The following is a 17,979-nucleotide window of genomic DNA, read 5'->3' as shown; positions in this document are numbered from 1 at the left end:
ACCACTGCACCTCGCTCGACGATGTCCTCCGCGAGAGCGGCGTGGGCAAGGGCAACTTCTACTACCACTTCAAGAGCAAGGAAGAGCTCTGCTACGCCATCATCGACCGGCTGGTGCGCGGCTTTCTCGAGCGCACCCTTGAACCGTCCTTCGTTGATCCCGATCGCGATCCCGTAGCGCAGATCCACGGCTTCCTCGACCGTGTTCTCGACAACCTGCGCCAGCGCAACTGCGTCGGAGGCTGCCCCATCGGTAATCTCGCCTCCGAGCTGTCCGACGTCCACGAGGGCTTCAGGCAGCGGCTGGCCGAGATCTTCGTCCAGTGGCGGGCGACACTGGCGCGATCGCTGCGCCAGGGTCAGGCGTCCGGGCGGCTCAGCGCAGACTGCAATCCCGAGGGGGCGGCCCACTTCCTCGTGGCAAGCCTCGAGGGCGCCATCCTCATGAGCAAGGTGACAAAGGACATCACGGTGATGGAGCAATGCGTGGACGAGCTCAAGCGACACCTGACCCTGTACATCCGGTCTTGAGCCCCCGGTCTTAAGCCCCCAGTCTTGAGCTGACGACGACCAGCGTGTCCCGCGCGGCGGGGCACAGGAGAGTCATGATGAGCGTCCCACAAGCGGAGACGATGACCGAACCCGAGCCGCGGCCGGCCGGAGCCCCGCGCGTCGATCGCGACGCTGCCCTCCTGGAAGGGCTGCGCCGGGGCGATGCCGGGGCGGCCGAGCTGCTGCTCGACACCTACGGCGACCGCGTCTATCGCCTGGCCATCCGCATCACCGGCAACGAGCAGGATGCCGAGGAGGTCGCCCAGGACGCGCTCTGGACCGCAGCGCGCAAGATCGACACCTTCAAGGGCGAGTCGGCCTTCGGCAGCTGGGTGTACCGGATCACGGCCAACACGGCGTACCAGAAGCTTCGCGGGCGGCGCGGCCGGCGCAACGAGGTGCTGTGGGACGATCTCCAGCCCGCCTTCGACGAGCACCGCCAACATGTCGAGCCGGTCGCCGACTGGTCGGGCAAGGTCGAGGAACCGGCGCTCCAGACTGAGCTCAGGACGGTGCTGACGACGGCGATCAACGACCTCCCCGCCGATTACCGGACGGCCTTCCTCATGCATGATGTGGAAGGGCTGTCGAACCCGGAGATCGCCGAGACGCTGCGTCTGAGCCTGCCCGCGGTGAAGTCACGCGTGCACCGCTCGCGTCTCTTCCTGCGCGAGCGCCTCTCGCGCTACATGGCGGCCGCATGACCGCGCGCGCCAAGGCGGATACGCGCTGGATCGCCGATTTCCGGTCGCGCTATGCCGCGTGGTGGCCCGGGGCCGCGCCGCTGATCGAGCAGCACGACTACGCGTCGGCCTTCAAGAGCTATCCCTGGCCGGCCTTCACCGAGACGCCCTGGACGCCGCTGATGAAGCCGCTCGCGGCCCTGCGCATCGGCGTGGTCACCACGGGCGGCCTCTACCGCACGGGCCACGACCTCCCTTTCGACGGCAAGGCTCCCGACGGGGACTGGAGCTTCCGCGCCATCCCGGCCGGGACCGCGATCCAGACGCTCGCCATCTCGCACGAGCATTTCCCCCACGAGACCGCGCGTGCGGACATGAACACGATCTTCCCGCTGGACCGGCTGCGCGAGCTCGAAGCGGGCGGCGAGATCGGCGGTCTCACGCCGACCCACTATAGCCTGATGGGCTACTGCACCCGGGCGGCCGACATCGCCGAGACCATGGCGCCCGAGATCGCCTCGCGGCTCAAGGCCGAGGGCGCGGACGCGGTTCTCCTCGTACCCGTCTGACCCATCTGCCACCAGTCCGGCGGACTGGTGCAGCGCGAGATCGAGGCCTGGGGCATCCCGACCATCTCACTCTCCAACAACCCGGGGGCGACCGGGCGTGTCATGCCTCCCCGCTGGGCGCACGCACGCTTCCCTCGCGGCAGCATGCTGGGCGAGCCGGGAAACCGCGACAAGCAGCTGGCCGTCCTGCGGGACACGCTTGCCGCGCTGGCGTCCATCACGACCCCCGGAGGGCACGTCGAGCTGCCGTACCGCTGGGAGACCTCCCCGGTCATGTGGCGCGGCAAGCCGCTGAGCGAGAGCTCGAACAGCTAACGTCGCGTCGTGCTTGACTTTCGGGCCCGTCCTGTGGTCATATGGGCGCTCGCTCAAATTTCATCCGAAGAGAGGTCAGAGGGCAATGGAAGCGGTCATCGCGACGGGCGGGAAGCAATACCGGGTGGCTCCGGGCCAGGTGATCAAGGTCGAGCGCCTCGACAAGGCGGCCGGCTCGCCCGTGGAGTTCACGCAGGTGCTCATGGTCGAGAACGACGGGCAGGTAACCGTTGAGCCCAAGGCGCTTGCCGCCGCGAAGGTCACGGGCCAGGTGGTCTCCGAGAAGAAGGGCGCCAAGGTCCTCGTGGTCAAGTTCAAGCGCAGGAAGGGCTACCGCCGGCACCGCGGGCACCGGCAGATCATGACCGCAGTCCGCATCACCAAGATCGAGGCATAGCGCGATGGCTCACAAGAAGGGTGTCGGCAGTTCCCGCAACGGCCGCGACTCGAATTCGCAGCGACTGGGCGTCAAGCGCTTCGGCGGGCAGTTCGTGACGGCGGGCAGCATCATCGTGCGCCAGCGCGGTACCCGCTTCAAGGCGGGCGTCGACGTCGGGCTCGGCACGGACCACACGCTGTTCGCCACCTCCGACGGCTACGTTCGCTTCGAGCGCAAGGGCGACGACAAGTACGTCAGCATCGCCCAGCAGCCCGCCTGATCGCGCCCGGCGTCCCCGGGGCCTGAGATGTTCGTCGACGAGATCGACGTCTTCGTCAAGGGCGGTGACGGCGGCGCTGGCTGCGTGAGCTTCCGGCGGGAAAAGTTCATTCCCCGCGGCGGCCCGGACGGCGGCGCCGGCGGCGCCGGCGGCAGCATCTTCCTCGAAGCTGATCCGTCCATCACCACGCTCCTCGACTTCCACTACCAGCGGCACTACACCGCCGAGCGCGGCCAGCACGGCAAGGGCGCCAACAAAACGGGCGCGTCCGGCGAGGACACCGTCCTGCGCGTGCCGCTCGGCACCGTGGTGTCGGGCCGCGCCACGGGCGAGCGCCTGGGAGACCTGACGGCGCCCGGCGAGCGCGTGCTCGTGGCGCGCGGCGCGCGCGGCGGGCGCGGCAATGCGCGGTTCACCAGCTCCACCAATCGCGCGCCGCGCCGCGCCGACCTCGGGCGCCCCGGCGAGGAGCGCTGGATTCACCTCGAGCTCAAGCTCCTGGCCGACGTGGGCGTCGTCGGATTCCCCAACGCCGGAAAGTCCACGCTCGTCTCGCGGCTGTCGGCCGCCAAACCGAAGATCGCGGACTACCCGTTCACCACGCTCCAGCCGAGCCTCGGCATCGTCCGGGTGGATGAGCACCGCTCCTTCGTCATCGCCGATTTGCCTGGGCTCATCGAAGGGGCCGCCGAGGGCAAGGGGCTCGGCCACCGCTTCCTGCGCCACACCGAGCGGACGCGCGTCCTCGTGCACCTGGTCGATCTCGACCCGGGCTCCGGCCGTGACCCGGTCGAGGACTGGCGCGTCATTCAGGGGGAGCTCGCCGCGTATTCCGGGGAGCTGGCGGCGCGGCCCCAGATCGTGGCGGGGAGCAAGGCCGAGCTGCCCGGGACCGAGGAGCGGCGCCGCGCGCTCGAGACCTTCTGCGCGGCCGAGGGGCTCTCCTTCCACGCGATCTCGTCGGTCACGGGATTCGGGCTCGACGGGCTGCTGCGCGATATTGCCAAGATCCTGACGAGCCACATATGGGCGCCCGCCGCGGGCTGACGCGCGCGCGGCGTCTCGTGCTCAAGGTCGGCAGCGGCCTGATCACGAGCCCGGCCGAGGGGCTCGACGCCAAGCGCATCAGGGCGCTGGCGGGAGACATCGCCGCGCTCGTCGCCGAGCGCCGCGAGGTCGCGCTCGTGTCGTCGGGCGCCATTGCCGCGGGCATTGCGCGCCTGGGCCTCACGTCCCGGCCGCGCTCGATCCCGGAGAAGCAGGCCGCCGCGGCCGTCGGGCAGTCGGCGCTCATGTGGCACTACGAGCAGGCCTTCAAGCGTCACGGCATCAAGGTCGGCCAGGTGCTCCTGACCTCTCAGGACATCAGCGACCGCGGCCGGTACTTGAACGCCCGCAACACGCTGCTGGCGCTGCTCGATTTCGGCGTGCTGCCCATCGTGAACGAAAACGACACGGTCGCCGTGGACGAGATCAAGGTGGGCGACAACGACAACCTGGCGGCCCTCGTCGCCCACCTCATCGACGCCGACCTGCTGGTGCTGCTGACGGACGTGGACGGCCTCTACACCGGCGACCCGCGGCGCGATCCCTCGGCGCGCCGCATCGAGACGGTCGAAGCCGTGACCGACGAGATCCGTAAGCTCTGCTTCGACGAAGTCGGCCGGGTCTCGGTCGGCGGCATGGCCACCAAGCTCGAGGCGGCCCAGAAGGCCGGCGCCTCCGGCATCCCCATGGTGATCGCGAGCGGCCGCGAGCCCGGCACGCTGGGCCGCCTGCTCAAGGGCGAGCCGCTGGGGACCTACTTCCTGCCCCGTGACGACAGGCTGGCGGCGCGCAAACGCTGGATCGCGTTCGCCGTCCCGCCGCGGGGGCGGCTTACCGTTGACGCCGGGGCGCGAAAAGCGTTGACTGAGAAGGGTAAGAGCCTGCTGCCGTCGGGCGTGCTGGGCGTCCAGGGGGAGTTCAGCGCCGGCGACGTCGTGGCGCTGGGCGAGCCCGACGGACAGGAGTTCGCGCGCGGGCTCGTCAACTACGACGCGGGCGAGTTGAGGAAGATCCGCGGCGCGAAGACGTCCGAGATCGAGAAGGCCCTGGGGTACAAGGGGCTTGCCGAGGTCATCCATCGGGACAACCTGGTGGTGCTCTCCGGCCCGGGAGGATGCTGACCATGGACGTGACGGCGCACGTGACCGCGAAGGCGCGGGCGGCGAAGGAGGCGGCCCGCGCGCTGGCCCTTGCCTCCACCCGCGCCAAGAACGAGGCGCTGCTCCAGATGGCCCGCGGCCTCGAGGAGAAGACGGCCCCCATGCTCGAAGCCAACCGCGCCGACCTCGAACGCGGACGGGCGACCGGGCTCACCTCGGCCTTCATCGACAGGCTGACGCTCTCCGAGGCGCGCATCGAAGAGATGGCGGCGGGCCTGCGACAGATCGCCGCGCTGCCCGATCCCGTGGGCGAGACCGTCGAGGCCTGGCGCCGGCCGAACGGGATCGAGATCTCGCGCGTCCGCGTCCCGCTGGGCGTCATCGGTTTCATCTACGAGTCGCGCCCCAACGTCACGGCCGACGCCGCCGGCCTCTGCCTCAAGTCCGGCAACGCGGTGCTGCTGCGCGGCGGCAGCGAGGCGCTCGCGTCCAACGCCGCCATCGTCAACGTGCTCGGCAAGGCCGTGGAGAAGGCCGGCCTGCCCGCGGACTCGGTGCAGGTCGTGGACACCGCCGACCGCGCGGCGGTCATGGCCATGCTCACGCTCGACCGCTTCGTCGATCTCATCATCCCGCGCGGCGGCGAGGAGTTCGTGCGGCTTGTCGCCGAGCGCGCCACGGTGCCCGTCCTCAAGCATGACAAAGGCGTGTGCCACGTCTACGTGGATGCGGGCGCCGACCTCGACATGGCCGCGGCCATCGCGGTCAACGCCAAGGCGCAGCGCGTGAGCGTGTGTAACGCCATGGAGACCCTCCTCGTGGACGCGGCGGTGGCAGCACGCTTCCTGCCGAAGGTGGCGGCGCGGCTGCGCGAGGCCGGGGTGGAGATGCGCGGCGACGACCGCACGCGGGGCTTCGTGCCCGACGCACGGCCGGCGACGGACGCCGACTGGGACACGGAGTATCTCGACTATATCGTCGCGATCCGGGTCGTCGACGGACTGGACGCCGCCATCGAGCACATCCGGCGCCACGGCTCCGGGCTGGCCGAGGCCATCGTGACGTCCGACCTCCGGAACAGCCGTCGCTTCACTCGTGAGGTGGACGCCGCCGCGGTCCTCGTCAACGCCTCGACGCGCCTCGTGGACGGCTCGCAGTTCGGCATGGGCGCCGAGATGGGCATCTCGACCTCGCGGCTGCACGCGCGCGGGCCCGTCGGCGTGCGCGAGCTGACCACGACCAAGTTCGTCGTGATGGGTGACGGACAGGTGCGGGAGTAGCGGCCCAGGTGCCCAAGGTCGGCGTCTTCGGCGGCTCGTTCAACCCGATCCACTTCGGACACCTGCTCCTCGCCGACGAGATCTGCGAGGCCCTGGCCTTCGACCGCGTGCTCTTCGTGCCGGCCGCCGTCCCGCCCCACAAGCCCGCGGCCGAGCTGGCGACGGCCGAGCATCGGTACCGGATGACCGAGCTGGCCGTCAGCCTGCACCCGCGCTTCGCCGTCTCGGACGTCGAGCTCCGCCGCCGGGGACCTTCCTACACCGTGGACACGCTCCAGGCGCTTCGGGGCGAAGGCGATCTCTACCTGCTGATCGGCTCGGAAACCTTCCTCGACCTCTTGAGCTGGCGGGAGCCCCGGGAGGTCGCCCGCCTGGCGCGTCTGGTCGTCGTACCGCGCACGGGCGCCGACTTCGAGCCCGAGGCGCCGGCGGCCCAGAAGGTCCTCCACGAGCTTGGACTATCTGCCTTCGGCAGCGCGGACGGCCCCGTGCTCTACCGCGCGGCCTCGCTGCCGATCTCGGGGTCGGACCTGCGCCGCCGCGCGCGCGACGGCAGGAGTCTCGCCTACAGGATGCCCGAGCCCGTCGCCGCCTACATCCGCCTACACCGCCTGTACCGCCCGGCACCCTGATGGCACCCCTCTCTGCTGAAGCCACCGCGCGCCTGGCGGCCCACGCCGCGCTGGACAAGAACGCCGAGGACCTCGTCATCCTCGATCTCCGGGGCCTGTCCACGGTCGCCGACTTCTTCGTCGTCACGAGCGCGCGCTCGACGACGCAGGCCGGCACCATCGTCGAGGCCGTGCGTATGGCGCTCAAGGGTGCGGGTACGCGGCCACGACACCAGGAGGGCAGCGCGGAGAGCGGGTGGCTGCTGCTGGACTACGTCGACGTCATCGTGCACGTCTTCGTCGGAGTGACGCGGCACTTCTACGCGCTGGAGCGCCTGTGGGGCGACGCGCCGCTCCTCACCGTGGAGCGGGGAGCGGCCGCCGGCGATTGATTTCCGCTGGGGAGCGTGGTAGCCTTCGCCACTAATTCCGGCCCCCGACCGCCGTGTCGCGGAGGAGACAGCGATGAGGAAGGATCGCTTGGCCCAGTTCAAGAAGAAGCTGGAGGAGAAGCATCGCCAGCTCTCCGAAGGCGTGGGCAAGACCGTGCTCTACGCCAAGGGTCCCGAGGACGACTCCACGAAGGACATCGGCGACCAGGCCGCGACGTCCTACAACCGCGAGTTCCTCTTCGAGCTGAGCAACGGCGACCGCCGGGTCCTGAAAGAGGTCGTCTCCGCGCTGCAGAAGATCGACGGAGGCAACTTCGGTGACTGCGAGCGGTGCGGGGAGGCCATCTCCGACAAGCGCCTCGACGCGCTGCCCTTCGCCCGCTACTGCATCGACTGCCAGCGGCTCATCGAAGAAGAAGAGCGCACCGCCGCCGGGTAGCGCCGCCCGGGGGCTCTCCAGCCGTGTCCGTCCGCTTCGGCGTCCTGCTCGCTCTCGGCTTCGGCGCCGCCGTCGCGTACCTCGCCTCACTGAACACCGCGCGCGTCCGCGTCGTCGTCGCCGCCGATTGGGCTTGGGAGGTCCCGCTGGCCGCGCTGGTGGTTGGCGCGTTTCTCGCCGGCGCGGTGCTGGTCTTGCTCCTCGGCCTCGTCCGCGACCTCGGACGCTCCTACCGCGACTACCAGCGCGCGCGCGAGGCCCGGCGCGCCGAGTCCCTTGCCGACGTCTACCACCGTGGAGTCGACGCCCAGCTCTCCGGCCGCGCCGACGCGGCGCTCCAGATCTACGAGGAGCTGTTGAAGCGGGATCCCGGCCACGCGCAGGCGCACGCGCGGCTGGGCGAGCTCGCGCTCGAGCGCGGCGACGCCAAAGGGGCCCTGGTCCACCACCTGGACGCGCTCCGGGGCGAGGAGCGGCCTGAGCTCGTGTTAGCAGCTGCGGAGGACTTCCGGCGGACGGGCCGCCCCGGGGAGGCCGCGGCCCTGCTCGAGCGCCTGCTGGCCCACGACCACGACCACGTGGCCGCGCTCCGCGCCCTGCGCGATCTCGCCGTGGCCGAGGGGCAGTGGCAGCGGGCGCTGGGCGCGCAGGAGCGGATCGTCGCCCTCGGCTCGGGCGAGCGGCGCCCGGAACAGGCGATGCTGGCCGGCATCCAGTACGAGCTCGGGCGGGCGCTTCTCGCGGAGGGCCAGGTTCAGCCCGCCATTGCCCGCTTCCGCGAGGCGCTACGCTCCCAGTCCGACTTCGTGCCCGCCGCCGTCGCGCTCGGAGACGCCTACGTCGCGGCGGGCGACAGCCGGGAAGCCTTCCGCGCGTGGGAGCGGGCGGTCGAGACCCATCCGGAGCTGCCGCTCCTGGCCCGCCTCGAGCAGGCGTACAGGATCGAGGGCCGCCCGACGCGGATGATCGCGCTCTACCAGGCCGCGAGCGCGCGCGTGCCGGAGAGCGTGCCGCTGGCCTTCGCCCTCGGCCGCGTCTACTTCGAGCTCGCCATGCTGGACGAGGCCGCCGACCAGTTTCAGAAGGTGGAGGTCCGGGAGCCGAACCTGCCCGGGCTCCACGCCGTCCTCGGTGCGATCTTCGAGCGCCGCGGACAGACGGCGGAGGCGTTCGAGGAATACCGGCGGGCGCTCACGCTCAGCGGCGCGTTCGACTGGCCCTACCGTTGTAGCGCGTGCGGGGCTGAGCACGGGCGCTGGATCGACCGGTGCCCGTCATGCCGCGGCTGGAACACGTCGCGCCCGTAGCGGCGGGCGAGGCTCACGGCTGGCGGCCGTGGGTCACCGCCGCCCTCGACCTCGTCTTCCCTCCGCTCTGCCCGGTCTGCGACGGGATGCTCGGTGCCGGCCGGCGCGACCCGCTCTGCGGCGCCTGCTGGGAAGGCTTCGAGCGGATCGCGCCGCCCTGGTGCCGGTGCTGCGGCGCCCCGCTCGGTATCGAGGGGCTCTGCGGTGCCTGCCGGAGCCGCCGGCCGCGATTCGCGTACGCGCGCGCGGCCTTGCTCTACGGCGACCTCGCGCGCGAGGCGATCCACGCCTTCAAGTTCGGCGGACGGCGCGGGCTGGCGAATCCGCTGGGCGACCTTCTCGCCGGGCTGGGTCTCTCCGCGCTGCCGGGCGCTGCACCCGACGCCTTCGTGCCGGTCCCGCTCCACCCCCGCCGCGCGCGCGAGCGGGGCTACGACCAGGCGCTGCTCCTGGCCCGGCGCCTCGAGTGCGCCTGGGGCGTGCCGGTGGTGGTCGACGCCCTCCTGCGGGCCGTGCCGACCCAGCCCCAGACCGATCTCGACGCCGCGGCGCGAAGGCGGAATGTCCGCGACGCCTTCGCCGTGCGCCGGCCCGAGCTGATCGCCGGTCGCCACGTCGTGCTCGTGGACGACGTGCTCACCACCGGCGCCACGGCGGGGGAGTGCGCCCGCAGCCTCTACCGGGCAGGGGCGGTCGCCGTCGGCGTCCTGACCGTCGCCCGGGCCCTCTAGAGCAGGCCGCCGATAAGGGCCCATCTGCTTCGTTGCCGCCCTCGGCTGCGGGCTCAACGTACAGGAGTACGCCTCGCCCGCAGCTCTCGGGCGCCGCCTCGCATCTGGACCCTTCTCGTCGCCCTGCGGTGTTGTTCGCTGCCGCCTCAGTTGTGTCTTTGGCTGTGCTTGCGGCGGCGACTGCCGCCGCCTATAATTAGGGCTCTCGTGAGGCGGAAGTCGCCGCCAATCCTCAATAATCGTCACCAAGGAGCGCATCATGGGTGTGCGGGTCGGGGTCAACGGGTTCGGGCGCATCGGCCGGGTGTTCTTTCGTGCGGCGCTCCAGGCGCCGGAGCTCGAGGTGGTGGCGGTCAATGACCTGGCGGACGCCAAGACGCTCGCCCACCTTCTGAAGTACGACTCGGTCCACGGCATCCTCGCCGCCGAGGTGACGCACAAGGGCGAGGCGATCTTCGTCAACGGGCGCGAGGTGCGCGTCTGCTCCGCGAAGGATCCGGCGACCCTGCCATGGGGCGAGATGGGCGTGGACATCGTTGTCGAATCCACGGGTGTCTTCCGCGACAAAGCCACGACGACCAAGCACCTGCAGGCGGGTGCCAAGAAGGTGGTCATCACGGCGCCGGCCAAGGATCCCGACATCACCGTCGTGCTGGGCGTCAACGAGCAGAAGTACGACCCGGTCAAGCACGAGCTGGTCTCCAACGCCTCGTGCACCACCAACTGCCTCGCCACCGTCGCCAAGGTCCTGCTCGACAACTTCGGCATCAAGCGCGGCTTCGCCTCCACCGTGCACTCCTACACCAACGACCAGCCCATCCACGACTTCCCGCACAAGGATCTGCGCCGCGCGCGCGCGGGCGCCCTCAGCATGATCCCGACGACGACGGGCGCCGCGACCGCCGTGGGACTCGTGTTGCCCGAGCTCAAGGGCAAGCTCGACGGGATTGCGATCCGCGTGCCGACCGCCAATGTCTCGGTGCTGGATCTGACCGCTGATCTCGAGAAGCCGACGACGGCGGCGGCGGTCAATGATGCCTTCCGCGCCGCCGCGACGGGCGCGCTGCGCGGGATCCTTGACGTCACGGACGAGCAGCTCGTCTCGGTGGACTTCAACGGCAACCCCCACTCGTCCATCGTGGACCTGCAGTCCACCGCGGTGATCGACGGCACCATGGTCAAGGTCCTCGCCTGGTACGACAACGAGTGGGGCTACTCGAACCGCGTCAAGGACCTCATCCGGTACATGTCGAAGTCACTGTAGCCGGACCAAGGCAGCTTGCCCAAGCTCAGCGTCGATCAACTGGACCTCGCGGGGAAACGCGTCTTCCTCAGGGTGGATCTCAACGTCCCGCTCGAGGATGGCCGCGTCGCCGAGGACACGCGCATCCGCGCCGTCGTGCCCACGATCGAGCACTGCCTCAAGGCGGGGGCGTCGGTCATCCTCGCCTCGCACCTGGGGCGCCCGAAGGGCAAGGTCGACCCGCGCTACTCGCTCGCGCCGGTGGCCGCGCGGCTCGATGAATTGCTCGGCCGACCGGTGCCGCTCCTGCCCGACTGCGCCGGGCCCGAGGTCGAGGCGGCCGCGGCCGCCCTCAAGCCGGGCGATATCGTCTTGCTCGAGAACCTGCGCTTTCACCCGGGCGAGGAGGCCAACGACCCCGAGTTCGCGCGCCGGCTAGCCGCGCTTGCCGACGTCTACGTCGACGACGCCTTTGCGGCGGCGCACCGGGCGCACGCCTCGACCGAGGGGATCACGCGCTTCCTCCAGCCCGCCGCGGCCGGGCTGCTCATGGCGCGCGAGCTCGAGGCGCTGGGGCGGATCTTCGAGCGGCCCGAGCGGCCTGTGGCCGCCGTGCTGGGCGGGGCGAAAGTCTCCGACAAGCTCGCCCTGGTCGAGCACCTGCTGACCCGAGTGGATGCCCTCCTGATCGGCGGCGGCATGGCTTTCACCTTTCTCGCGGCGCTGGGCCACGGCGTCGGCCGCTCGCTCCTCGAGGCCGAGCGGCTCGAGGAGGCGCGCGGCATCCTGGCGCGCGCCAGGAGCCTCGGCGTGCGGGTGCGGCTGCCCGTGGACGTGGTCGTGGCGCCGTCCTCCGACAGCGCGGACGGCATCCGGACCGTGGGCGTGCGCGAAATCCCCGACGAGCTGATGGGCCTCGACATCGGCCCGCTCACCGTGGCCCAGTTCGGCGCCGCGCTCCAAGGCGCCAAGACCGTCGTCTGGAACGGGCCGATGGGCGTCTTCGAGAAGCCGGCCTTCGCGGCGGGCACTCTCGGCGTTGCGCGCGCGGTCTCCGGGTGCGGCGCCTTTTCCGTCATCGGCGGCGGCGACACCATCGCGGCGGTGCGGCAGGCGGGCGTCATCGACCGCATCGGCTACATCTCGACGGCCGGCGGCGCCTTCCTCGAGTTCCTCGAGGGGCGCGTGCTGCCCGGTGTGGCGGCCCTCGGCGAGGCGCCCTGATGCGGACACCCCTCGTCGTCGGCAACTGGAAGATGCACGGCGGGCTCGCCGAGGCGCGGGCGCTGGCCTCGGGAGTGCGCGACGGGCTCAAGCGCCCGCGCGGCGTGGAAGTGGCGCTCTGTCCGCCGTTCACGGCGCTGCCTGCGGTGGCGGAGGTGCTGGCGGGCTCGTCCATCGGCTGGGGCGCCCAGAACTGCCATTGGGAGGACACGGGCGCCTTCACGGGCGAGATCGCGCCCGGCATGCTCGCCGAGCTGGGCTGCCGCTTCGTCATCCTCGGGCACTCGGAGCGCCGGCACCTCTTCCACGAGACCGACGACGACATCGCCCGCAAAGTCGCGGCGGCGCTTCGCCACGGGCTCCAGCCGCTGCTCTGCGTCGGCGAGACCGCGGAGGAGCGGCGCCAGGGGCTGACCTTCACCGTGGTCGAGGGGCAGCTGCGCGCCGGATGGGCCGGGCTTGGTGCCGACGAGATCGCCCGCTCCGTCCTGGCCTACGAGCCCGTGTGGGCCATCGGCACCGGTGTCAACGCCACGCCCGCCCAGGCCGCAGAGGTCCACGGCTACCTGCGCGGGCTCGTCTCCGAGCTCGCCTCGAAGGAGACCGCCCAGTCCCTGCGCATCCTCTACGGCGGCAGCGTCAAGCCCGACAACGCGGCGGCGCTGACGCAGCAGCCCGACATCGACGGCGCACTCGTGGGCGGCGCCTCGCTCCAGGCGCAAGGCTTCATCACCATCGCGAAGAAGTCCGCCTCCAGGGGCGGATCATCGAAGGAGTGACCCGCCCATGTTCACCTTGCTCGTGATCATCCATGTGATCGTCAGCCTCGTCATCATCGGCATGGTGCTGCTCCAGGCCGGCAAGGGCGCCGACATCGGCTCGGCCTTCGGGGGCAGCGGCAGCCAGGCGGTGTTCGGCTCCATGGGCACCCCGACCATCCTCGGCAAGATCACGACGGTGGTCGCCGTGGCTTTCATGGTGACGTCGTTCTCGCTGGCCGTGCTGGCCCACAACCGCTCGACGACGATCATGCCGGCCTCCGCGCCGGCAGAGCCGACGGTGCCCGCTGCCCCCGGCGTCCCCGCGCCGGGGCGGAAGTGATGCGCGCCGCGCGTGGAACGGTCCTGCTGGCGCTCGCCACGCTTTTCGCTTTCGGCGGCAGCTTCGGGCACGAGGCCGCGGTCGCCGCCGACCAGACGCCGGTCGCGAGCGAGAAGCCCGTCTCCGGCGACACCTTCGTCCAGGCCTCGATCGGCGACATCACCGGCCTCATCCCCAACATCACCACGGACGCGCCCTCGCACGCCGTGGGCAACCTCATCTACGACGGGCTGGTGCAGACCGACAAGGATCTGAACTGGGTGTCGTCGATGGCCGAGTCCTGGCAGTTCAGCAAGGACTGCCTCAACCTGACCTTCAAGCTGCGGAAGAACGTGAAGTGGCACGACGGCAAGCCGTTTACCGCCGAGGACGTGCACTTCACGTACAAGACCATGATGAACCCGAAGACCCCGACCGCGTACCGGGACGATTTCGAGCTGGTCCGGGACATCCAGGTGCTCGACCCGTACACGGTCCGCGTCATCTACTCGCAGCCGTACGCCAAAGCCGTCGGGAGCTGGGGGACGGCCATGCTGCCGAAGCACCTGCTCGCGAAGTATGTCGAGGAGGGAAAGCTGCGCGAGGCGCCGCAGAACACGCAGCCCGTCGGCACCGGGCCATACCGGTTCCAGGAGTGGAAGAGCGGCGAGAAGGTGGTGGTGGTGGCCAACAAGGACTACTACGTCGAGGGGCGGCCGTACCTGGGCCGCATCGTCTACCGCGTCATCCCGAGCCAGGCGACCATCTTCCTGGAGCTCAAGGCCAAGGGCGTGGACATGGCCGATCTCACGGCCATCCAGTACGCGCGCCAGACTGAGTACCCGGCCTTCAAGCAGGACTACAACAAGTTCCGCTACCCGGGCAGCGGCTACACCTACTTCGGCTTCAATCTCAAGGACCCGCGCTTCGCCGACCGGCGGGTGCGGCAGGCCTTTGCCCATGCGATCAACAAGCCGGAGCTGATCGAGGGTGTGGTCATGGGGCTGGCGCGCGAGGCGACGGGGCCATTGCGCCCCGGCACCTGGGCCTATACCGACAAGGTCAAGCGCTACCCGTACGACCCGGCGAAGGCCAAGCAGCTCCTCTCCGCCGCGGGGTGGTCGGACCGGAACGGCGACGGCATCCTGCGGAACAAGGAAGGCCAGCCCTTCAGCTTCACCATTCGGACCAACCAGGGCAACGAGGAGCGGAAGAAGGTCGCCGAGCTCATCCAGCAGTGGCTCAAGGAGATCGGCATCCAGACTGACATCCAGACCATCGAGTGGGCCGCCTTCCTCAAGGAGTACATCAAGCAGAAGCGCTTCGAGGCGATCATCCTCGGCTGGGGCACGGGCATAGACCCGGACCAGTACCCCATCTGGCACTCCTCCCAGATGGGGCCCGACCAGCTCAACCAGATCTCCTTCTCGAACGCTGAGGTCGACGCGCTCCTCGAGAAGGGCCGCACCTCCTGCCACCAGCAGGAGCGGGTCGCGACGTATCGGCGCATCCAGGAGATCCTGGCCGAGGAGCAGCCGCTGATCTTCCTGTACTTCAAGGACGCGCTGCCCGCGGTGTCCTCGCGGGTGCGAGGGATCAAGCCGGAGCCGGCAGGCATCGGCTACAACTTCATCGACTGGTTCGTCCCGAAGCAGCTGCAGCGGTATACGTCGGGCTAGATGACGCTCTTCGCCCTGCGCCGGCTGGTGCTGGCGATCCCGCTCCTGATCGGGATCACCTTCATCTCCTTCATGGTCATCCAGCTGGCGCCGGGCGGGCCCTTCGATTATCTGCGCGGGGAAGAGTCGGGGCAGGACTCCAAGCTCATCGAGCGGCTGAACAAGGAGTACGGCCTCGACCAGCCGATCCACGTCCAGTACTGGCGGTGGCTGACCCGCCTCGCGGCCCTCGACTTCGGCCGGTCCTTCCAGCCGGACGCCAAGCCCGTCCTGACCAAGATCAGCGAGCGCCTGCCGATCACGCTCTTCATCAACCTCATCCAGATGTTCATCATCGTCGCGCTGGCGATCCCGATCGGCGTCGCCGCGGCGACGCGCCAGTACTCGCTCTTCGACAAGGTCACCACGATCTTCGTCTTCATCGGCTTCGCCACGCCCGATTTCTGGCTGGCGCTCCTGCTGATGATCCTCTTCGGGGTGCAGCTCGACTGGCTGCCCATCTCCGGGCTGCGCTCCCTCAACCACGAGTACCTGGGCTTCTGGCAGAAGCAGTGGGACTTGCTGAGCCACTTGGTCCTGCCGGTCTTCGTGGTGGTCTTCGGCGGCCTGGCGGGGCTCTCGCGCTACATGAGGCAGAGCATGCTCGAGGTGATCCGCCAGGACTACGTGCAGACCGCGCGGGCCAAGGGGCTGCCCGAGCCCGTCGTCATCGGCAAGCACGCGCTGCGCAATGCGCTCCTGCCGGTGGTGACCATCCTCGGGCTCTCGCTGCCGGGGCTCATCGGCGGCAGCGTCATTATCGAGAGCATCTTCGCCATCCCGGGTATGGGCCAGCTCATGGTCCAGTCGGTCTTCTCACGCGACTACCCGGTGGTCATGGGCAACCTCGTCATCGTGGCAACGCTGACGCTGCTGGCCAACCTCTTCGCCGACCTCGCCTACGGGCTCGTGGACCCGCGCATCCGGTTCTCGGCGCGGCGGCGGCGGCGCTAGGATGCGCCTGGCGGCCCGCGCCCGGCGAGGGGAGATCCGCCAGTTCTGGCGCACGTTCTCCCGCAACCAGCTGGCCTGCTGCGGCGCCGTCGTGGTCGGCATCCTGGTCGTGATCGCGGTGCTGGCGCCGGCGCTGGCGCCGTGGGACCCGAACAAGCCCAACATGAAGAGGATCCTCGAGGGGCCGTCCGCCACGCACTGGCTCGGCACAGACCAGATCGGGCGCGACGTGCTCTCGCGCCTGCTCTACGGCTCCCGCATCTCGCTGGCGGTCGGCTTCGTCTCGGTGGGGATCGCGGTGCTGATCGGCATCCTGCTGGGCGCCGCGGCGGGCTACAACGGCGGCATCGTGGACGCGTTCATCATGAGGCTCGTGGACCTCATGCTGGTCTTCCCGCGCTTCTTCCTGCTGCTGGCCGTGCTGGCCTTTCTCAAGCCCTCGATCTGGACCATCATGGCGGTGATCGGCCTGACCGGTTGGATGGGCGTCACCCGCCTCGTGCGCGCAGAGTTCCTGGCGCTCCGCGAGCGGGAGTTCGTCATTTGGTCGGAGTCCATCGGGGCCGGCGCGCTGCGCGTGATCTTCAAGCACATCCTGCCCAACGCGCTGGCGCCCGTGCTGGTCGCGATGACGCTGGGCATCCCGGCCGCCATCCTGACCGAGTCCGGGCTGTCCTTCCTGGGCCTGGGCGTCCAGCCGCCCTACGCGACCTGGGGCAACATCCTCAACGACGGCAAGGACCTGATCACGTACGCTTGGTGGCTGACGCTCTACCCGGGGCTCGCCATCCTCGTGACCGTGCTCTCCTACAACCTGCTGGGTGAGGGGATCCGCGACGCCCTCGACCCGCGGCTGCGCCAGTCGGCGGTGGGACGCGTGCGCCGGCTCGGGCGCTGATTGACAAGCCGCTCGCGGCCACGGCATACTTTGCCTTCGCCGGGCCGAAGTGGCGGAATTGGCAGACGCGCACGTTTGAGGGGCGTGTGGGGCAACCCGTGGGGGTTCAAATCCCCCCTTCGGCACCAATGATTGCTAAGCGGGCGTGTTGTTTAGTGTACTCGGTCGGCCCGGACGTCAGCGGGAGTATTTCGGGAGTACCGCAGCGGCCCCCTCCGCAGGTGTGGTGACCGTCTTCGTCCCCTCCATCCGGTGCATAAGCGCGCTGCCGTCTCGCCGCGTCCTGTTCGGGATGTAGCGCGCGTACACGCTGAACAGCATCTCGGGGCTCGCATGCCCCAGCATCGCCGCCACCCAGGACGGCGCCTCGCCCGCGGCCAAGGCATTTGAGGCAAACGTGTGCCGGGTCTGGTACATCGTCCTGCGGCTCAGGCTGGCTGTCGTGAGTGTGGGATACCAGACCCTGTCCCGGAGGGCGTTCACGTTCAGCAGGCCCCCTTGCGCCCCGGTGAAGACGTAATCCTGCCCCGTCGCAGGCGCCCCACGGCCGCGCTTGAGACGCTCGGCGGCTTGCTGGGCCTTCTGGGCCTTCAGCGCATCCGTGACGGCCGGGAACAGGTCGATGTCGCGCACGCTGCTGGCGGTCTTGGGCGGGCCTTCCGTGCCGCGGTAGCGCGCCGCCCGGATGCGCAGGATGCCGCGTGCGGCATCCACATCGCCCCACTTGAGCGCCGCCAGCTCGTTCGGGCGGGCGCCCGTCCAGAACGCCACGGTGAAGTACGGGCGCCACCACGGTGGGCACGCTGCGAGAAACACCGTCACCATGTCCGGGTCAAGCGGATCGGCCTCAGTCGTGGGCTCCCGGAGACCACGGACATGCTCGGTGGGGTCCTCCCGCATGAAGCGCCGCCGCACCGCCGTGCGCAGGATCATCTTGAGCACCAAGAGCGCCAAGTTGATCCGCCGGGCCGAGAGGCCCGCGTCCTGGACCTGGGTCACGAGCTGGCGCATCCGCGACTCCGTGATCGCGCTCACGCGCAGATCACTAGGTCCCGCAGGCCGTTTTTTTGACCGCCGGGTGAGGGTGAGCACGCGCGTTTGCGGGTCCCCGAAGATCCCCACGACCGTCGAACTCGGTCGGAATCCCGCCAAGCGATACGTATCCCACAGCCGGCGCG

The 17,979-nt window shown here is 69.9% G+C and carries 22 protein-coding genes and 1 tRNA gene; 22 read left to right on the top strand and 1 reads right to left on the bottom strand.

Annotation, left to right across the window (positions count from 1 at the left end):
- The 22 genes from Q7W02_21895 to Q7W02_21790 form a co-directional block, all read left to right on the top strand.
- A partial coding sequence (locus tag Q7W02_21895; protein MDO8478799.1) for a TetR family transcriptional regulator C-terminal domain-containing protein occupies nucleotides 1–530 on the top strand: 530 nt, incomplete at its 5' end.
- Nucleotides 531–607: 77 nt separating this feature from the next.
- Entirely contained in the window at nucleotides 608–1,255 is a 648-nt protein-coding gene (locus Q7W02_21890) for an RNA polymerase sigma factor (protein ID MDO8478798.1), read from the top strand.
- Nucleotides 1,252–1,803, top strand: a complete 552-nt coding sequence (locus tag Q7W02_21885) for a glycine/sarcosine/betaine reductase selenoprotein B family protein (protein ID MDO8478797.1) — start codon at nucleotides 1,252–1,254, stop codon at nucleotides 1,801–1,803. The genes Q7W02_21890 and Q7W02_21885 overlap by 4 nt, the downstream gene beginning before the upstream one ends.
- A 27-nt stretch (nucleotides 1,804–1,830) precedes the next feature.
- Nucleotides 1,831–2,118: a hypothetical protein gene (locus Q7W02_21880; protein MDO8478796.1), complete on the top strand. Its 288-nt coding sequence runs from the start codon at nucleotides 1,831–1,833 to the stop codon at nucleotides 2,116–2,118.
- A gap of 85 nt (nucleotides 2,119–2,203) precedes the next feature.
- Nucleotides 2,204–2,515, top strand: a complete 312-nt coding sequence (rplU, locus tag Q7W02_21875; GenBank protein ID MDO8478795.1) for a 50S ribosomal protein L21 — start codon at nucleotides 2,204–2,206, stop codon at nucleotides 2,513–2,515.
- Between the two features lie 4 nt (nucleotides 2,516–2,519).
- Nucleotides 2,520–2,777 carry a 50S ribosomal protein L27 gene (rpmA, locus tag Q7W02_21870; GenBank protein MDO8478794.1) on the top strand — a complete coding sequence of 86 codons (258 nt, stop codon included), beginning with the start codon at nucleotides 2,520–2,522 and terminating at the stop codon, nucleotides 2,775–2,777.
- Nucleotides 2,778–2,804: 27 nt separating this feature from the next.
- Entirely contained in the window at nucleotides 2,805–3,824 is a 1,020-nt protein-coding gene (gene obgE, locus Q7W02_21865) for a GTPase ObgE (protein ID MDO8478793.1), read from the top strand.
- Entirely contained in the window at nucleotides 3,803–4,945 is a 1,143-nt protein-coding gene (gene proB / locus Q7W02_21860) for a glutamate 5-kinase (protein ID MDO8478792.1), read from the top strand. Before obgE ends, proB begins: the two co-directional genes overlap by 22 nt.
- Nucleotides 4,946–4,947: 2 nt before the next feature.
- Complete coding sequence (locus Q7W02_21855; protein ID MDO8478791.1) at nucleotides 4,948–6,204, top strand: glutamate-5-semialdehyde dehydrogenase; 1,257 nt, start codon at nucleotides 4,948–4,950, stop codon at nucleotides 6,202–6,204.
- A gap of 8 nt (nucleotides 6,205–6,212) precedes the next feature.
- Entirely contained in the window at nucleotides 6,213–6,836 is a 624-nt protein-coding gene (gene nadD / locus Q7W02_21850; protein MDO8478790.1) for a nicotinate-nucleotide adenylyltransferase, read from the top strand.
- A complete protein-coding gene (gene rsfS, locus Q7W02_21845; GenBank protein MDO8478789.1) occupies nucleotides 6,836–7,207 on the top strand; it encodes a ribosome silencing factor in 372 nt (123 codons plus the stop codon). Before nadD ends, rsfS begins: the two co-directional genes overlap by 1 nt.
- A gap of 73 nt (nucleotides 7,208–7,280) precedes the next feature.
- Nucleotides 7,281–7,646 (top strand): TraR/DksA family transcriptional regulator, encoded by a 366-nt coding sequence (locus tag Q7W02_21840; protein MDO8478788.1) that lies wholly within the window; start codon nucleotides 7,281–7,283, stop codon nucleotides 7,644–7,646.
- A 23-nt stretch (nucleotides 7,647–7,669) separates the two neighbouring features.
- On the top strand, nucleotides 7,670–8,953 hold the full coding sequence (locus Q7W02_21835; protein ID MDO8478787.1) for a lipopolysaccharide assembly protein LapA domain-containing protein: 1,284 nt from the start codon (nucleotides 7,670–7,672) through the stop codon (nucleotides 8,951–8,953).
- On the top strand, nucleotides 8,923–9,684 hold the full coding sequence (locus Q7W02_21830; GenBank protein MDO8478786.1) for a ComF family protein: 762 nt from the start codon (nucleotides 8,923–8,925) through the stop codon (nucleotides 9,682–9,684). The genes Q7W02_21835 and Q7W02_21830 overlap by 31 nt, the downstream gene beginning before the upstream one ends.
- Nucleotides 9,685–9,943: 259 nt before the next feature.
- Complete coding sequence (gene gap, locus Q7W02_21825) at nucleotides 9,944–10,948, top strand: type I glyceraldehyde-3-phosphate dehydrogenase (protein ID MDO8478785.1); 1,005 nt, start codon at nucleotides 9,944–9,946, stop codon at nucleotides 10,946–10,948.
- A gap of 15 nt (nucleotides 10,949–10,963) precedes the next feature.
- Nucleotides 10,964–12,151, top strand: coding sequence for a phosphoglycerate kinase (locus Q7W02_21820; GenBank protein ID MDO8478784.1), 1,188 nt, complete (start codon nucleotides 10,964–10,966; stop codon nucleotides 12,149–12,151).
- Complete coding sequence (tpiA, locus tag Q7W02_21815; protein MDO8478783.1) at nucleotides 12,151–12,930, top strand: triose-phosphate isomerase; 780 nt, start codon at nucleotides 12,151–12,153, stop codon at nucleotides 12,928–12,930. Before Q7W02_21820 ends, tpiA begins: the two co-directional genes overlap by 1 nt.
- 7 nt (nucleotides 12,931–12,937) lie before the next feature.
- Nucleotides 12,938–13,252, top strand: coding sequence for a preprotein translocase subunit SecG (gene secG / locus Q7W02_21810; protein MDO8478782.1), 315 nt, complete (start codon nucleotides 12,938–12,940; stop codon nucleotides 13,250–13,252).
- Nucleotides 13,252–14,910, top strand: coding sequence for a peptide-binding protein (locus tag Q7W02_21805; GenBank protein ID MDO8478781.1), 1,659 nt, complete (start codon nucleotides 13,252–13,254; stop codon nucleotides 14,908–14,910). The genes secG and Q7W02_21805 overlap by 1 nt, the downstream gene beginning before the upstream one ends.
- Nucleotides 14,911–15,903: an ABC transporter permease gene (locus Q7W02_21800; protein ID MDO8478780.1), complete on the top strand. Its 993-nt coding sequence runs from the start codon at nucleotides 14,911–14,913 to the stop codon at nucleotides 15,901–15,903.
- Between the two features lies 1 nt (nucleotide 15,904).
- Nucleotides 15,905–16,801, top strand: coding sequence for an ABC transporter permease (locus Q7W02_21795; GenBank protein MDO8478779.1), 897 nt, complete (start codon nucleotides 15,905–15,907; stop codon nucleotides 16,799–16,801).
- Nucleotides 16,802–16,844: 43 nt separating this feature from the next.
- A tRNA-Leu gene (locus Q7W02_21790) sits at nucleotides 16,845–16,929 on the top strand.
- Between the two features lie 49 nt (nucleotides 16,930–16,978).
- Here Q7W02_21790 and Q7W02_21785 read toward each other — a convergent pair.
- A complete protein-coding gene (locus tag Q7W02_21785; protein MDO8478778.1) occupies nucleotides 16,979–17,836 on the bottom strand; it encodes a site-specific integrase in 858 nt (285 codons plus the stop codon).
- Between the last annotated feature and the right edge of the window lie 143 nt (nucleotides 17,837–17,979).

The sequence above is a fragment of the Candidatus Rokuibacteriota bacterium genome (genome assembly GCA_030647435.1).
In the GTDB taxonomy this organism is placed as follows: Bacteria; Methylomirabilota; Methylomirabilia; order Rokubacteriales; family CSP1-6; genus AR37.
The sequence above is the reverse complement of the archived record's forward strand: the minus strand, read 5'-3'. Positions and strand labels throughout refer to the sequence as shown.

Excerpts from the sequence above, each read along its gene's own strand:
- Q7W02_21890 (MDO8478798.1), top strand. The coding sequence starts at position 608 with ATGAGCGTCCCACAAGCGGAGACGATGACCGAACCCGAGCCGCGGCCG.
- Q7W02_21885 (MDO8478797.1), top strand. The coding sequence starts at position 1,252 with ATGACCGCGCGCGCCAAGGCGGATACGCGCTGGATCGCCGATTTCCGG.
- rplU (MDO8478795.1), top strand. The coding sequence starts at position 2,204 with ATGGAAGCGGTCATCGCGACGGGCGGGAAGCAATACCGGGTGGCTCCG.
- rpmA (MDO8478794.1), top strand. The coding sequence starts at position 2,520 with ATGGCTCACAAGAAGGGTGTCGGCAGTTCCCGCAACGGCCGCGACTCG.
- obgE (MDO8478793.1), top strand. The coding sequence starts at position 2,805 with ATGTTCGTCGACGAGATCGACGTCTTCGTCAAGGGCGGTGACGGCGGC.
- proB (MDO8478792.1), top strand. The coding sequence starts at position 3,803 with ATGGGCGCCCGCCGCGGGCTGACGCGCGCGCGGCGTCTCGTGCTCAAG.
- Q7W02_21855 (MDO8478791.1), top strand. The coding sequence starts at position 4,948 with ATGGACGTGACGGCGCACGTGACCGCGAAGGCGCGGGCGGCGAAGGAG.
- rsfS (MDO8478789.1), top strand. The coding sequence starts at position 6,836 with ATGGCACCCCTCTCTGCTGAAGCCACCGCGCGCCTGGCGGCCCACGCC.
- Q7W02_21840 (MDO8478788.1), top strand. The coding sequence starts at position 7,281 with ATGAGGAAGGATCGCTTGGCCCAGTTCAAGAAGAAGCTGGAGGAGAAG.
- Q7W02_21830 (MDO8478786.1), top strand. The coding sequence starts at position 8,923 with ATGCCGCGGCTGGAACACGTCGCGCCCGTAGCGGCGGGCGAGGCTCAC.
- gap (MDO8478785.1), top strand. The coding sequence starts at position 9,944 with ATGGGTGTGCGGGTCGGGGTCAACGGGTTCGGGCGCATCGGCCGGGTG.
- tpiA (MDO8478783.1), top strand. The coding sequence starts at position 12,151 with ATGCGGACACCCCTCGTCGTCGGCAACTGGAAGATGCACGGCGGGCTC.
- secG (MDO8478782.1), top strand. The coding sequence starts at position 12,938 with ATGTTCACCTTGCTCGTGATCATCCATGTGATCGTCAGCCTCGTCATC.
- Q7W02_21805 (MDO8478781.1), top strand. The coding sequence starts at position 13,252 with ATGCGCGCCGCGCGTGGAACGGTCCTGCTGGCGCTCGCCACGCTTTTC.
- Q7W02_21800 (MDO8478780.1), top strand. The coding sequence starts at position 14,911 with ATGACGCTCTTCGCCCTGCGCCGGCTGGTGCTGGCGATCCCGCTCCTG.
- Q7W02_21795 (MDO8478779.1), top strand. The coding sequence starts at position 15,905 with ATGCGCCTGGCGGCCCGCGCCCGGCGAGGGGAGATCCGCCAGTTCTGG.